Origin of the sequence: Parasaccharibacter sp. TMW2.1890 (assembly GCF_023337645.1) — a bacterium.
In the GTDB taxonomy this organism is placed as follows: domain Bacteria; phylum Pseudomonadota; class Alphaproteobacteria; order Acetobacterales; family Acetobacteraceae; genus Bombella; species Bombella apis.
Window position 1 is genome coordinate 389,456 of record NZ_NWUV01000001.1, and the last position, 13,872, is coordinate 403,327.

Genomic DNA, 13,872 nt, shown 5'->3' on the forward strand with positions numbered 1-13,872 from the left:
TGACCTCATGAGCCATCCATCATCTCCTTCCAATCCCGTCGCCCTGTTGCAGGACCTTCTGCGGTGCCGCTCCGTCACTCCGGCGGATGACGGGGCACTGGGCGTCGTGGCCCGGTCGCTGGAGATGATGGGGTTTGAGGTCACACGCCTTGCCTTCGGTCCCGAAGGCGGGCAGACGCCCAACCTCTATGCCCGGCTGGGACAGGGCGGTCCCTGTCTCTGCTTCGCAGGGCATACGGATGTCGTTCCTCCCGGTGAGGGTTGGAGCTGCGACCCTTTCGCCGGAGACATCCGGGACGGGCATATCTACGGCCGTGGCACGGCGGACATGAAGGGCGGTGTCGCCGCTGCTCTGGCTGCCGTAGCCCGCAGGCTGGAGGCCGGACCGCTGAAGGGCAGTCTGGCCTTCCTCATAACGGGGGATGAGGAAGGACCGGCCCGGTATGGCACCCGTTCCGTGCTGGAATGGATGAAAGAACAGGGCGAGGCTCCGGATTTCTGCCTGCTGGGCGAGCCGACCAATCCGGCTGAAATGGGCGAGGTCATCAAGATCGGCCGCCGTGGCAGCATGAATGTGGTGATTACCGTCAAGGGCACGCAGGGGCATGTGGCCTATCCGCATCTGGCAGACAATCCCATTCACCGCCTTGTGCCGATCCTGCATGATCTGACATCCCGCACGTTGGATCACGGCAGTGACTGGTTTGCTCCGTCTTCCTTGCAGATCACGAGTGTGGATGTCGGGAATCCGGCCACCAACGTCATTCCCGCCACGGCACAGGCCCGGGTGAACATCCGTTTCAATGACCTTCATACGAGCGGCAGCCTGCGTAACTGGATCGAGGATGTCGTTGCCTGCCATGCGCCGGAGGCTGATCTTGATGTGGCTGTCAGCGGGGAATCTTTCCTGACGGAACCCGGTGCCGAGGTGGAGAAACTTTCCCAGGCCGTGCAGGCCGTGACGGGGAGGACGCCAAAGCTCGACACGGGCGGGGGAACATCGGACGCCCGCTTCATCACGCATTGCTGCCCCGTGGCGGAGTTCGGGCTTGTGGGGGCCACCATGCACAAGCGTGACGAGCATGTGTCTCTGGCCTCCGTGGAGCAGCTGACACAGGTTTATCTGGAGTTCATGCAGCGTTTTGGTGTCTGAACTTCTTCCAGAATGATGGATGTCTGGGAAAACCCGCCCGTCTGAGGCGGGTTTTCTGTATACAGGGCGGGACTCTGTAGCACGGCCGATACTGGAAAGAGGAGAGAGCCCCGCATGTCCAGAGGGAACGGGTCATCACGGATGAGACTGCTGGCTCCTGCCATGCTGCGGTCCTTCGTCCGGCGTGACGGGCTGGGGCTGTTCCTGCTGGCCCTGCTGACGGGGGGACTGGCGGGCTGCTGTGTCCTGCTGATCAATGTCGTGACCCTCGGTCTGCATGTCGTGTTTTATGGCCTGCATAATGGCGGCAGACTGTCGGAACTGCCTGCACTGCCACTATGGCGTTGTCTGCTGGTGCTGGGCGGTGGTGGTCTGGCGGTTGGCGGGCTGAGTGCCCTGCTGCGCCGCTGGATGAAGCGGCGCCCGGTGGACCCGGTGGAGGCCAATGCCCTGCATGGCGGGCGCATGTCCGTCCGGGACAGTATCAGTCTTGCCGTGCAGACGGTCCTGTCCAATGGCGTGGGGGCCTCCATCGGGCTGGAGGCTGGCTATGTGCAGATATCCGCTGCTTTCGGTTCGTGGCTGGGGCGGGTCTTCCATGTCCGGCGGGAGGACATGCGGATTCTGGTGGGAGCCGGGGCGGCCGGGGCTGTCAGTGCCGGGTTTGATGCTCCGATTGCCGGAGCCTTCTATGCGTTCGAGCTGGTGCTGGGAACGTACAGTCTTGCCAACCTGTTCCCCATTGCGCTGGCGGCCATGGCCGGGCTGGGTGTCCGGCATCTCATGCGGATGGATGGCGGCCTGCCACCGCTGGTGACCCGCTGGCAGATGGGCTGGGCTGATGTGCCCGGGGTCAGCCTGCTGGCCATTCTGTGTGCTCTCGTGGCCATTCTCATCATGTACTGCGTGACGCAGACCCAGGTGGTGTTCCAGAAGCTGCCTGTACCGGTCTGGCTGCGGCCTGTCGCTGGTGGTCTGCTTGTGGCCTGTCTGGCGGCACCTTTCCCCTCGGTCCTGTCGGCCGGGCATGGTGGGGTTGGGCTGGTGCTGAAGGGGGAGATCGTGCCGTCCCTGGCTCTTCTGCTGCTGGTCCTCAAGGCGGTGGCGTCGTGCCTGTCCATCGGGTCGGGCTTCCGGGGCGGGCTGTTTTTTGCCTCGCTGTTTCTGGGTGTTCTGGCCGGTGAGGCGTTCGGGGCTCTGCTGGCTCCTTACGGTCTGGCCCCGGTGGATGGTCATGTTTGCTCCGTGCTCGGCATGGCGGCCATGGCCACGGCCATCATTGGAGGCCCCATGACGATGATCTGCATGGTGCTGGAAATGACGGGGATCATGCCGCTCAGCAGTGCCGTGGTGCTGTCGGCCACCCTGTCCCTGCTGACGGTCCGGCGGCTCTTCGGATACAATTTCGCGACATGGCGTTTTCACCTGCGGGGAGAGACCATCCGGTCCGCCGTGGATGTGGGCCGTTTCCGTACCCTGACCGTGCAGAAGCTGATGCGGGCACAGGTCCGCAGCTTCCCGGCGTCCATGACCGTTCGGCAGGCACAGGCGCAGCTGACACTGGGGATTGAGGAGCGGCTCGTGCTGGTGGATGAGGAGGGCCGGTATCAGGGCATTGTCCTGGTGTCCGAGATCACGGCGGCCTGCGCAGGCGAGGAGCCTGTCTCCAGTCTGGCCTGCTATCGGGACATCATGCTTGAGCCGTACATGACCATCCGTGAGGCAGCCGACCTGTTTGCAGAGGCGGAAGCTGATGTGCTGGCCGTGGTGGAAGACCGTCAGTCCCGCCAGCTTGTCGGGCAGCTGAGCGAACGGCACACGCTGCGCTGCTACGCCGTGGAGCTGGAGCGCAGCCGCCGGGACCTTGCCGGGGATGGACGTTTTTCCGTGTGATGGTCCGTCCCCGGTGGAGCGGACTTATGGAGTGGCGCCGAGGATGGCCTGTCCGGCACTGTAGATGTGATAGAGGCTGCTGGCGGGCATGTGGTCCGTGGCAGTCTTGCCCTGCTCATCCAGCCGGTCGATCCACCCGCCATTGAGCGGGGCCGGGGCATAATGGGTGAAGAAGAGCTGGCTCATGGTGGCGAGCCGTTCCTGCCGGGACTGGAGATCCGCCGGACCATGCTGGGCCAGAAGGCGCATCATTTCGGTCTGGGGCCAGATGCGTGTGGAGGCTTCCAGCATCGAGCCATCATCCAGCAGGGCATCCGGCAGGAGAGGGCCGGGAGCGGTCTTCTGAAGGCGGTCATGGAGGCGCTGCTGCGCCTGACGGGCAGTAGCGGCGTGCCTGCCATCGGGGGCAAGACGGAGATACTCGCCCAGTAGCCAGCACCATTCCGCCTGATGGCCGGGTTCGACACGGTTCTGTCCCGCAGGCCGTTCCGGCTTCCATTCCGGCGTGAAGAATTCCAGCAGGGCATCCGTTCCGGCCGGGATGAAGGAGTGCAGGGCCAGTTTCAGGATGGCATCGGCATGATGGAGGAACACCTCCCGACCCGAGACCTCGAAAAGTGTCAGACAGGCTTCCAGCAGATGCATGTGGGGGTTCTGGGAGTGCCGGTCCGATGTGGCAGGCAGGACATCCCGGTATCCGCCATGTGCGGAGGGGAAGAGCTGGTCGATTTCGGCCAGGCTGGCCTCTGCCCTGTGCAGCAGGGCGGGGTCTTTGCCCAGACGGTAGGCCCATCCATGCGCGAAGAGGATGAAGGCGTGGCCGTACAGGTCCCGTTTTGCGTCGGAAGGGGCCAGATCAGGCCCAAGGGCGAAGACCCAGCCTGCGCTGCCGTCGGCCCGGTGATATTGCTGCGTGACATGGTCCAGCACCGTCAGGGCCTGCTCCCCGGCGTCGTAATGGCCGTTCAGGGTGGCCTGACAGTAGGTGGCGATCTGCCGGGCCTGCACCATCAGGCGGCGATGGGGCATAGTGATGGGGGTGGCCTCAAAGGTCAGCCGCTCGTGATAGAGGCCTGCATCCCTGTCGAAACCGGCCTGGGACCAGAGGGGCAGAGCCTTGTGGAGCAGCCAGTCCTGCCATGTCTGTCTGTATGTCATTGTTGGGTGTCCTTTGCCGGGTGGCTGTCATCCATCGTCTGCACGATGCGGCTTGTGGAATGTCCGTCCAGCAGCGGGGCCAGACAGACACGCCCGCCATGTTCCCTGACGACATCCCCCCCGACGACCTCATCTTCCCGGTAATCGGCCCCTTTCACGAGGACGTGGGGCTTCAGGGCGGAGATGATGTCCAGTGGCGTGTCCTCATCAAAGAGGACGACCAGATCGACATGCCGCAGGGCACGGATGACCGTGGCCCGGGCCTGTTCGGTCTGGAGCGGGCGGCGGGGGCCTTTCAGCCGCCTGATGGAGGCGTCGGTGTTGAGGGCGACGATCAGCTTGTCACCCTGGCTGGCGGCAAACTGGATGAGCGAGACATGGCCGGGATGGAGCAGGTCGAAACAGCCATTCGTCAGGACGACGGAGGCTCCGTGCCGTTTCCAGTTCTCCACGATGGCGCAGGCGTCGGGCAGGGGAAGGCAGGCTCCGCTGTCGGCGATTTCTTCCAGCAGCTTCTGGTGCAGTTCGTCCCGGGTGACAAAGGCCGTGCCCAGCTTGCTGACGGCAATGGCGGCGGCCGTGGTGGCCATGGTCACGGCGCTGGCCAGGGAGCGGCCACTGGCCAGGGCACAGGCGATCGTGGCGATGACGGTGTCCCCGGCCCCGGAAACGTCATAGACTTCTGAAGGATGGGCACGGCAGTGCAGCGGGGCGGCCTTCTGCTGCCAGAGCGTCATGCCTTTTTCGGAGCGTGTGAGGAGAATGTCGCCGCCCGTCAGCGGGGCGATGGCGGCGCAGGCCTGTTCCACCTCCGTATCATCCGTCAGTGTCCACGGGCGGCCTGCCGGGTGGGTGATGCCGGAGGCGGCAAGGGTCTTGCCGAGTTCCTGCCGGTTGGGTGTCAGCAGGCTGGCCCCCCGATAGGCGGAGAGATCGGCCCGCTTGGGGTCCACCAGAACGGGAATGTTCCGGCTGTGGGCGGCCTTCATGATGGCGTGCAGGACACGGTCGGAGAGGACACCTTTGGCATAGTCGGAGCAGATGAGAATCCGGGATGTTTCCAGTGCCTTCAGGGTGGAGGCGATGAGGGCCTCCTCGGTGGCCCTGGAGAAAGGGACGAGCTTTTCATTGTCCAGCCGGACGATCTGCTGCCGCCCGCTGAGGACACGGGTCTTCGTGATGGTTGTCCAGCTGGCATCATCGACCAGACTGTCCAGCCTGATCTCCTGCCAGACCGAAAGGGCCTGACGGAGCGTTCCGGCCGCCTGATCCGTACCCACCACGCCGACCAGATGGACCGGATGACCGAGGGCGGCCACGTTCACGGCCACGTTGGCGGCTCCGCCGGGCGTGGACCGCTGGTGGCTGCTCAGCAGGACAGGGACGGGGGCTTCCGGCGAGATGCGGGTGACATCCCCGGTGATGTACTGGTCCAGCAGCAGATCACCCAGAATGGTGATGGCACCGTCATTCAGCGTGTCAGTCAAAAAACGTCCCTCCCTTCAGGAGACAAGGCAGTCCAGCAAGAATGCAGGACGGTTCAGGTGGCCGTGTTTCTGGCGAAGGTGAGTTTAGGATGTTTTTACCGTTCTGTCGTCAGGTGACCGCAAACAAGCCATGACAGGGCATGATTCTGCAAGGCAGATCATGTCATGAGCCATTATGGGAAAGGATCATCCGGGTAGCCGACATCCATCAGGCATAGGCCATCGGGGGGAGCGGTGGGGCCAGCCTTGCAGCGGTCCCGGGCTTCCAGTACTTCTTTCACACGGTCCGGGTGCCACTGGTGATGGCCGACCAGAGCCAGCGTTCCGACCATGTTGCGGACCTGATGGTGCAGGAAGGACCGGGCCTGCACGTCCACATGGACATGGTCGCCGGAGCGGGTGATGGTGAGTTCATCCAGCGTCCGCAGGGCGTCCCGGGCCTGGCAGGCCGCCGCCCGGAAGGAGGTGAAGTCATGCCCGCCCAGCAGATGGTTGGCGCCTTCCTGCATGGCCTCGACATCCAGCGGGGCACGGATGTGCCAGACGAACCCTTCCTGCATGGCCGGACGGGCCGGACGGTTGAGGATGGTATAGCGGTAACGCCGCCATGTGGCGGAGAAGCGGGCGTTCCAGCCCTCGGGAGCCGGGGCGGCTTCCAGAATGGAAATGGGGTGGGGCTTCAGATGGTAGCCGATGGCGTCCCGCACGGCCTTGCGGCTGAGGGGGGCATCATCGGGGAAGTCCAGATGGGCCACGAGTCCGGCGGCATGGACGCCTGAATCGGTCCGGCCCGCCGTCACGCTGCTGACCTTGCGGCCCTGCGTGAGATGCTCGGCGGCCTCCTCGATGAGCTGCTGGACGGACAGGCCACTTTTCTGGCGTTGCCAGCCAACATAGGGCCGCCCGTCAAATTCGATGCGGATGGCCCAGCGGCTGATGCCGGGCGGGGCGGCGTCAGTCAAGGCGCATCCCTCTGTCCAGTTTCGTGCCACGGAGGAAGGCCTCCCGGTCCATCATGGCCCGGCCCGGTTTCTGGATGCGTTCGATCCGCAGGCAGCCTGTCCCGCAGGCAATGGTCAGCCTGTCATCCAGAACCGTGCCCGGAGCAGGAGCCGAGGCCATGAGGGCGGCAGTTTCGGCCTCGTCAGGCAGGCTGACGGCTCCGATGCGGTAGGTCTGCCCCTCCAGCAGCGTGTAGCTGCCGGGCCACGGAATGAAGGCCCGTACCTGACGTTCAATCTCCGCGGCAGAACGGCCCCAGTCGATCTGCCCGTCCTTGCGTTCCAGCCTTGGAGCGTAGCAGCTCCGGGAATCATCCTGTGGAACGGCAGTTGGCTGTTCCTCCAGCGTGCGGACGACCAGCTGGGCACCGATCCCAGCCAGCCGGTCATGCAGGCTGCCTGCCGTGTCCTCGGGTGTGATGGGGGTGGCCTCGGAGAGAAGGACGGCTCCGGTATCCAGCCCCTTGTCCATCTGCATGATGCAGACGCCGCTTTTGGCATCTCCGGCCCGGATGGCGGACTGGATGGGCGAGGCCCCCCGCCAGCGGGGGAGCAGGCTGGCATGGATGTTCAGGCAGCCCAGCCGGGGAGCTTTCAGGATGGCTTCCGGCAGGATGAGGCCGTAGGCAGCCACGATGGCGGCATCGGCCTTCAGGCTCTGGAAGAAGGCCAGCTCCTCATCATTGTGGCGCAGTTTTTCCGGGGTCCGCACGGGAATGCCGAGCGCATCGGCTGCCTCATGAACGGGCTGACGCCGCAGGGCCTTGCCCCGGCCTGCGGGACGGGGGGGCTGCGTATAGACGGCGACAATCTCATGCCCGGCCTCGATCAGGCCGTGCAGGGCCGGGACGGAAAAATCCGGCGATCCCATGAAAACGAGGCGCATGGGTTATCGTCTCCGCTTCTGTTCCTTGGCCAGACGGCGCATGATCATGTTGCGCTTCAGGGAGGACAGATGATCGACGAACAGGATGCCATCAAGATGGTCGATTTCGTGCTGGATACAGGTGGCCAGCAGGCCGTCCGCATCCTGCTCGATGGTCTGGCCGTCCAGGTCACGATAGCGGACACGGATGGATTCCGGCCGGATGACCTCGGCATACTGGTTGGGGAGGGAGAGGCAGCCTTCCTCCCGCACGGCCAGGGTCTCGGTGGACTCGATGATCTCGGGATTGATGAGGACCATCGGTCGGCGGGGTTCATCCTCCCGGGCGACATCAACCAGCACGAAACGCTGGCTGAGCCCCACCTGCGGGGCGGCCAGACCTATGCCGGGGGCCTTGTACATGGCGGAGAACATGCCCGGCAGGGCCTCACGGAGGGCCGTCATGTCTTCCGGGCGGACCTCACGGGCCACCTGGCTCAGCACGGGCTGGGGGGCAACAAGGATTGATGTCGGGGCGATGTCATCAAGCCGGTCGAGAAACTCTAAATTTTTCATGGCAGGCATGTTAGCGGCTGGCTGTGTGTAATGCCAGCCTGTTCTTTGATGCGGCAGGCCGGGGCATGGCGGGCCTTGCATCATCGTCTTTCCATCCTCATATCAGCGGGGACGAGCGATGCCTTGTGTAGGGTCGTTCGTCTTCATTCACGTCTCGCTCCCTGAGGAGGCATTTTAGAGCCATGTCGTCTGGACGTCTTTTCACTTCCCCCATGTTTCTGGGGTTTGATCATCTGGAACAAATGCTTGAACGGGCATCAAAAACAGCATCGGATGGGTACCCGCCCTACAATATCGAACAGCTGAGCCGCACGGCACTCCGCATCACGCTGGCTGTTGCAGGTTTTGTCATGGATGATCTCCAGATCACCCAGGAAGACAACCAGCTCGTGATCCGTGGGCGGCAGGCGGATGACACGCAGGGGCGCGTTTTCCTGCACCGTGGGATTGCAGCACGGCAGTTTCACAAGGCCTTTGTTCTGGCAGAGGGAATCGAGATTGCTGGAGCCTGGCTGGATAACGGCCTGCTGCACATCGACCTTCATCGCCCGGAGCCGGAGGTGCGGGTGAAGCATATTGCCATCCAGCAGGGCAGTTCCGGGGGAGCCGTACGGGCCCCGGCACCACCAGCCCGTGATGTGGAGCTGGCCCGTGATCTTCCTCCTGTCGCAGAGGAGGAGCCTTTTGGCCGGGAATGATGAGAGGGGAGCTTCCGCCAGCGGCAGGCTGGCGGGAGACATGCAGGAGCGTGCCCGGGCGATGACGGGAGCGGAGCTGCGGGACTGGGGGATGAAGGAGGTCGCCTATTTCCGGACCATAACGCATGAGGGGGCCACGCTGGTGGCCATTCATGCAGCGGACGGCACCCCGGTCGGCATTGCCGAGGATGAGGACAGTGCCGTGGATGCCATTCTGGAGCAGGACATGGTGCCGACCTTCCTGCAATGAAGGGCCAGCCGTGGGGCTGCCCTTTCCTGGCGGAGGGAAGGCTGGATCATCGTCTGTTTTGCGAGCGGCAACGTGTCTGAATCCAGTCAAACAGCAGGCATAGGGGAAGGACTATGACGACCATGCAGGCGAGGTCGAGGAGGTCACTGTGTCCGATGCCCCAGTAGAGGCTCAGCTGGTGGGAGGTACGGTCCGAGATCATGCTGCACGTGACGAAAGAGCAGGTCTGTGAACCTTCGAACAGGATTTTTTTCATGGCCTCCCCAGTATCCGGCGTGGATATGGGCACATCCACTTTTCCTGACAGATACTGGCAGCTCATTATGGCAGGGGTGTGAAAGAATTTCCCCCCCTTACAGGGAGAAATTTTCTCCTAGATAGACCCGGCGCACGTCCTCGTTGGCGACGATGGCTTCCGGCGTTCCTTCCATCAGGACACGGCCGCCATGAAGTATGTAAGCCCGGTCGATGACCTCCAGCGTTTCACGCACGTTGTGGTCCGTGATGAGAACGCCGATGCCACGGTCCTTCAGATGGGAGACGAGGGCACGGATCTCGCTGACGGCAATGGGGTCGATCCCGGCCAGTGGCTCATCCAGAAGGATGTAGTTTGGCTGGCTTGCCAAGGCGCGGGCGATCTCGAGACGGCGGCGTTCACCCCCCGAGAGAGCCAGGGCAGGAGAGTGGCGCAGACGGGTGATGCCGAATTCAGCCAGCAGGCCATCCAGCATGGCCTGCCGCCTGTCCCGGTCCTTCTCGACGGCTTCCAGAGCAACAAGGATGTTCTGCTCGACATTGAGCCCTCGGAAAATGCTGGCTTCCTGCGGCAGATAACCGACTCCCAGCCTGGCCCGCCGGTACATGGGCAGGGGGGTGATGTCGGCACCGTCCAGAGTGATGCTGCCCATGTCTGTCTGCACCAGCCCGACAATCATGTAAAAGCTGGTCGTTTTTCCTGCACCATTCGGGCCAAGCAGCCCGACAGCCTCGCCACGCTGCACGTGGAGAGAGACATCATGGACGACGGTGCGCTTTTTGTAGCTTTTGCCGATACCCCGGGCAGCCAGGCCTGGTTTCCCCTGATTTTCCTGCATGGTCATTTGCCTGCCTCATTGGGGACGATCAGCCCCTGTACGGGATCGCTGGAGCCGGAGAGCATATGGGAGACGCCGGTCTTCATGTTCACGATGGCCTGCGAACCATTGTTCTGGTTCTGCCCCTGCGTGACACGGACATGGCCGATCAGCCGGGCCAGCTCCGGTCCGGCCAGATAGACGCCACGGTCCCCGGTGGCGGTCTGCCGGTCCGTACGGATGACCACATGGCCCCAGCCATAGGCCCGGTCCAGATTGCCACTCTTCGCTTTTTCCCCACCAGCAGCCTGGCTGGCCCTGTTGGCGGCTTTCTGGGCATCGGAAAGTTCCACAGCCTGCATGACATCAGCTGTGATGCGTTTGCCGTCACTGGTATTGACGGTCGCTTCTCCCCAGCCAATGGAGGTATGGGTCTGGGGGTGATATTCCACAAGGTCCCGAGCTGTCATGAGCTGACGGGGCGTAGTGAATTTCATGGCTTTGCCCGTCATCAGCAGGACGGCCCTGTCAACATCGTACAGCCCGTGATCGCCCCAGCCCTGATCTTCCAGATTGTAGATATGGACATGGCCGAAGGCCTCAACACGGTACAGTTCCATGTCGCTGCTGCCACCATTTTTCTGGCTCTCATCAGTACTGGATGTGCCTGCGGCCTGCTTTTTCGGGCGCAGATAACCGATGAGTGTATCGGCATCGACAGTCATGTCGCCCCGCTGGGCACGGGCACCCCCCGTCAGGGTAACGGTCTGGCGGTTATGGTCGTAGATCTCTTCTTTCTTCCAGAAAAGATGGACGACCTGCCCATGGGCCTGATCCCCGGGTGTCGGGTCGGCTGCCAGAGCAGTGGGAGAGGGGGCCAGGGCCTCGGCCAGAAGAAAACCGGCAGCGGCAAGAAAAGCATGAGGGCGGGAAAAAACAGGGAGACGCATCATGCTTCCTTTATGGGCTTTTCGGCGTTGCGGGAGAAGAGGGGGCGGGTGATAAATCCTCAAAATGATCCGTACGTCCGGCACCGAGGAACTGAAGAGTCCCTGTCTGCTGGTCCATGAAGGCGCCTTCTGCATCCTGCGTGCCGAAGGGCCCTTCGGCATGGACCCAGTCATGCGTGGCGATGACCTGCTGGGGCAGGTCAATATCGGCTGAAGGACTGTTCAGCAGGACGCCGTCACTGCGGTAGATCACGACATGGCCGTTCAGTGTCAGCGTCTGTTCGTGCTGGAGATACATGCCGCTATCCGCCCGGGCATGGACCCACTGATGATTGTGCAGCAGGATGTCAGCTTCAGGCTCGGTCATGTCGATGCGGTCCGGCTCGCTCTGGCGGGCAATGCGGGATGTGATGGTATAGGGGCGGTCCTGCGAATCAAGATCGTGGTAGGCGGCATGTTCCATCATGCCGCTATCCGTATGGGCATGACGCATGCTGGCCAGAATGGCGCTGTTCTGGTGGATCAGATGATTGATTTCCGGCCATATGGCGACCGAGAACAGCAGGAACATCGCAAGACCGGGGAGACCCCATTTGGCCCGCTTCAGCAGCAGGCTCCGTCTGGCCATGGCTTCGGCTGAAGGGGGCGTGCGCCGTCTGGCCATGCTTTCCTGTCGCATGGCATCCAGCTGGCGGGTCTTTTCCAGACGGTCCGGGTCAAAATCTTCCCGGTTGGGCTGCGGTGCGTTCATGAGAGACCTGCCCGCAGGAGATCATGCAGATGAAGAATCCCGACAGGGCGACGCTCTTCATCCAGAATGAAAAGACTGTTCACCGGGACAGGGCGGTCATTCATGAGGTGCCGTATGTCCTGAGCCCGCATGTCTGCCGTGCCCGTCAGGGGCGTGCGGTTCATGATCTCCACGGCCGTGGTGTTGTCGAGATCACGGTCCAAAGCGGGGCGGAGGTCACCATCGCTGATGAGCCCGGCAAGGCGGCCTTCGTCATCCAGAATGCCGATGCAGCCGAAACTCTTGTGGGTGATTTCCAGAATCACGGCACGAAGGGACATGTTTTCATGGCCCAGTGGCATGTCCTGCCCTGTATGCATGAAATTGCTGACGGGGCGGAGCTGGGCACCCAGCGTCCCTGCCGGATGCAGGAGACCGAAATCATGCGCATTGAAGCCACGGCGTTCCAGCAGGGCGATGGCCAGCGCATCCCCCAGGGCCAGCTGGAGCAGGCAGGAGGTCGTCGGGGCCAGTCCCATCGGGCAGGCTTCCGGCGCGGCAGGGAGGATGAGGGGAATCTGCACCGACTGGGCCAGTGTCGATGAGGCCCGTGTCGTAAAGGCGATCTGCGTGAGATTCAGGCGGGCTGCATGAAGCAGGACTGGCGCCAGCTCGTTGGTCTCGCCGGAATTGGAGAGATAGAGGATGACATCATCGGCCTCTACCATGCCGAGATCCCCGTGGGCGGCTTCGGCAGGATGAAGGAACAGTGATGGTGTTCCCGTGGAGGCCAGGGTGGCGTTGATCTTGCGACCGATATGGCCGGATTTCCCCATCCCTGTCAGGATGAGGCGGCCTTTCATGGACAGTATGGCAGTGAGAGCGGCTTCAAACCCTTCCTGCATGGGGCCACGCAGGCACGCCTCGAGCTGCTCAAGCCCCTGACGTTCTGTCTGGAGGGCACGGCAGGCGATCGAGAGGGAAGATGAGGTCATGGAGCAGCTATGTCAGGCACGATGGGCGAAAATGTCCGACACATCATAGCCCAGAAGATCCAGCTTTGCACGGGCAGGGAGGAAATCATAGCAGCTCTGCGCAAGATCACGCCGCCCTTCCCGGATGAGCATGGCTTCCAGCTTTTCCCAAAGGGCATGGAGATGCAGCACATCGGAGGCTGCATACTGGCGCTGCTCTTCTGTCAGGGTCGGGCTGCCCCAGTCGGAGCTCTGCTGCTGTTTGGACATCTCGACGCCCAGCAGCTCCCGGCTGAGATAGGCAAGGCCATGCCTGTCCGTGAAGGTATAGACAAGACGGGCGGCAATCTTCGTGCAGATGACGGAATTCAGCGTGATGCCGAGATAATGCTGGAGAACGGCCACGTCGAACCGGGCAAAATGCATCAGCTTGGTGACAGAACTGTCCTGAAGGAGCGCCTTGAGGTTGGGGCAGTGCCCGTAGCCACGCCCGCCCAGATGTTCCGGCACGAACTGTACGAGATGCGCCTGACCATCCCCGGCGGAAATCTGCACGAGGCAGAGGCGGTCCCGGTGGGGGTTGAGCCCCATGGTCTCGGTATCAATGGCGATGGAAGAGCCCAGCTCAAGATTGTCCGGGAGGTCGCCCTCATATAGATGAATGGCGTTACGCGGAGTGCTCATAGATTCACCGGATTTTCTGAGAGGGGACAATTCTGCCCTGCATGTCAGGGGAGAAAGCCTTGGTGCCCAGAAGAAGACTCGAACTTCCACGTCCTTGCGGACACAGGCACCTGAAGCCTGCGCGTCTACCAATTCCGCCATCTGGGCATAAAGCTGTAAGAGGAAGCTGTCTCCGTGAGGAAGCCGCCTCAGCTCTGTTGAAGATGCTTTTACGGCGCAGGAGGGGGGACGTCAATGAGGAAAATGCATCCTTTTGAAAAAAAACGAATGGAATGATGTCAGGGTGATAATAGGTCCGTTTCGGACTTATTTTGTAAAATGAAAATGACAATCATGCGCATTTTCAGGATGTTATGACACTCATTAGGTAAGCGGTACTG

General features: G+C 62.4%; 14 protein-coding genes and 1 tRNA gene. 4 read left to right on the plus strand and 11 right to left on the minus strand.

Translation table 11 applies throughout. The annotated features are described in order from the left end of the window. Positions 1–7 precede the first annotated feature (7 nt). Both dapE and CPA54_RS01735 read left to right on the plus strand, forming a co-directional pair. Positions 8–1,153 (plus strand): succinyl-diaminopimelate desuccinylase, encoded by a 1,146-nt coding sequence (gene dapE / locus CPA54_RS01730; RefSeq protein WP_081563017.1) that lies wholly within the window; start codon positions 8–10, stop codon positions 1,151–1,153. Between the two features lie 141 nt (positions 1,154–1,294). Further along, positions 1,295–3,046 carry a chloride channel protein gene (locus CPA54_RS01735; RefSeq protein ID WP_249085425.1) on the plus strand — a complete coding sequence of 584 codons (1,752 nt, stop codon included), beginning with the start codon at positions 1,295–1,297 and terminating at the stop codon, positions 3,044–3,046. Between the two features lie 24 nt (positions 3,047–3,070). Here the strand turns inward: CPA54_RS01735 and CPA54_RS01740 are convergent, their stop codons facing one another. The 5 genes from CPA54_RS01740 to def all read right to left on the minus strand — a co-directional run bounded on the left by CPA54_RS01740 (position 3,071) and on the right by def (position 8,133). After that, positions 3,071–4,204 carry an AGE family epimerase/isomerase gene (locus CPA54_RS01740; RefSeq protein WP_249085426.1) on the minus strand — a complete coding sequence of 378 codons (1,134 nt, stop codon included), beginning with the start codon at positions 4,202–4,204 and terminating at the stop codon, positions 3,071–3,073. Then, on the minus strand, positions 4,201–5,691 hold the full coding sequence (gene rfaE2, locus CPA54_RS01745; protein WP_249085427.1) for a D-glycero-beta-D-manno-heptose 1-phosphate adenylyltransferase: 1,491 nt from the start codon (positions 5,689–5,691) through the stop codon (positions 4,201–4,203). The genes CPA54_RS01740 and rfaE2 overlap by 4 nt, the downstream gene beginning before the upstream one ends. Positions 5,692–5,864: 173 nt before the next feature. Next, a complete protein-coding gene (gene truA, locus CPA54_RS01750) occupies positions 5,865–6,653 on the minus strand; it encodes a tRNA pseudouridine(38-40) synthase TruA (RefSeq protein ID WP_249085428.1) in 789 nt (262 codons plus the stop codon). Next, positions 6,646–7,578, minus strand: coding sequence for a methionyl-tRNA formyltransferase (gene fmt, locus CPA54_RS01755; protein WP_249085429.1), 933 nt, complete (start codon positions 7,576–7,578; stop codon positions 6,646–6,648). Before fmt ends, truA begins: the two co-directional genes overlap by 8 nt. 3 nt (positions 7,579–7,581) lie before the next feature. Beyond that, positions 7,582–8,133, minus strand: a complete 552-nt coding sequence (def, locus tag CPA54_RS01760) for a peptide deformylase (protein ID WP_182040318.1) — start codon at positions 8,131–8,133, stop codon at positions 7,582–7,584. A 182-nt stretch (positions 8,134–8,315) separates the two neighbouring features. Between def and CPA54_RS01765 the strand changes: the two genes are divergently transcribed. Further along, positions 8,316–8,831 (plus strand): Hsp20 family protein, encoded by a 516-nt coding sequence (locus CPA54_RS01765; RefSeq protein ID WP_043560630.1) that lies wholly within the window; start codon positions 8,316–8,318, stop codon positions 8,829–8,831. Beyond that, on the plus strand, positions 8,818–9,081 hold the full coding sequence (locus tag CPA54_RS01770) for a DUF1150 family protein (protein ID WP_227449646.1): 264 nt from the start codon (positions 8,818–8,820) through the stop codon (positions 9,079–9,081). The genes CPA54_RS01765 and CPA54_RS01770 overlap by 14 nt, the downstream gene beginning before the upstream one ends. Positions 9,082–9,434: 353 nt before the next feature. Here the strand turns inward: CPA54_RS01770 and lptB are convergent, their stop codons facing one another. From lptB to CPA54_RS01800, 6 genes are all read right to left on the minus strand, one after another. Next, positions 9,435–10,175 (minus strand): LPS export ABC transporter ATP-binding protein, encoded by a 741-nt coding sequence (lptB, locus tag CPA54_RS01775; RefSeq protein WP_227449645.1) that lies wholly within the window; start codon positions 10,173–10,175, stop codon positions 9,435–9,437. 2 nt (positions 10,176–10,177) lie between these two features. Then, positions 10,178–11,107, minus strand: coding sequence for an LptA/OstA family protein (locus CPA54_RS01780; protein WP_248630411.1), 930 nt, complete (start codon positions 11,105–11,107; stop codon positions 10,178–10,180). 7 nt (positions 11,108–11,114) lie between these two features. Beyond that, positions 11,115–11,855, minus strand: a complete 741-nt coding sequence (gene lptC / locus CPA54_RS01785; RefSeq protein WP_043560612.1) for an LPS export ABC transporter periplasmic protein LptC — start codon at positions 11,853–11,855, stop codon at positions 11,115–11,117. After that, complete coding sequence (locus CPA54_RS01790; RefSeq protein ID WP_249085430.1) at positions 11,852–12,829, minus strand: SIS domain-containing protein; 978 nt, start codon at positions 12,827–12,829, stop codon at positions 11,852–11,854. Before CPA54_RS01790 ends, lptC begins: the two co-directional genes overlap by 4 nt. Before the next feature lie 12 nt (positions 12,830–12,841). After that, entirely contained in the window at positions 12,842–13,492 is a 651-nt protein-coding gene (locus CPA54_RS01795) for a ribonuclease D (protein WP_043560607.1), read from the minus strand. A gap of 60 nt (positions 13,493–13,552) precedes the next feature. Beyond that, a tRNA-Leu gene (locus tag CPA54_RS01800) sits at positions 13,553–13,639 on the minus strand. Positions 13,640–13,872 lie beyond the last annotated feature (233 nt).

Coding starts and splice junctions, on each gene's coding strand:
- dapE (WP_081563017.1), top strand. CDS start 8: ATGAGCCATCCATCATCTCCTTCCAATCCCGTCGCCCTGTTGCAGGAC.
- CPA54_RS01735 (WP_249085425.1), top strand. CDS start 1,295: ATGAGACTGCTGGCTCCTGCCATGCTGCGGTCCTTCGTCCGGCGTGAC.
- CPA54_RS01740 (WP_249085426.1), bottom strand. CDS start 4,204: ATGACATACAGACAGACATGGCAGGACTGGCTGCTCCACAAGGCTCTG.
- fmt (WP_249085429.1), bottom strand. CDS start 7,578: ATGCGCCTCGTTTTCATGGGATCGCCGGATTTTTCCGTCCCGGCCCTG.
- def (WP_182040318.1), bottom strand. CDS start 8,133: ATGAAAAATTTAGAGTTTCTCGACCGGCTTGATGACATCGCCCCGACA.
- CPA54_RS01765 (WP_043560630.1), top strand. CDS start 8,316: ATGTCGTCTGGACGTCTTTTCACTTCCCCCATGTTTCTGGGGTTTGAT.
- lptB (WP_227449645.1), bottom strand. CDS start 10,175: ATGCAGGAAAATCAGGGGAAACCAGGCCTGGCTGCCCGGGGTATCGGC.
- CPA54_RS01780 (WP_248630411.1), bottom strand. CDS start 11,107: ATGATGCGTCTCCCTGTTTTTTCCCGCCCTCATGCTTTTCTTGCCGCT.
- lptC (WP_043560612.1), bottom strand. CDS start 11,855: ATGAACGCACCGCAGCCCAACCGGGAAGATTTTGACCCGGACCGTCTG.
- CPA54_RS01790 (WP_249085430.1), bottom strand. CDS start 12,829: ATGACCTCATCTTCCCTCTCGATCGCCTGCCGTGCCCTCCAGACAGAA.
- CPA54_RS01795 (WP_043560607.1), bottom strand. CDS start 13,492: ATGAGCACTCCGCGTAACGCCATTCATCTATATGAGGGCGACCTCCCG.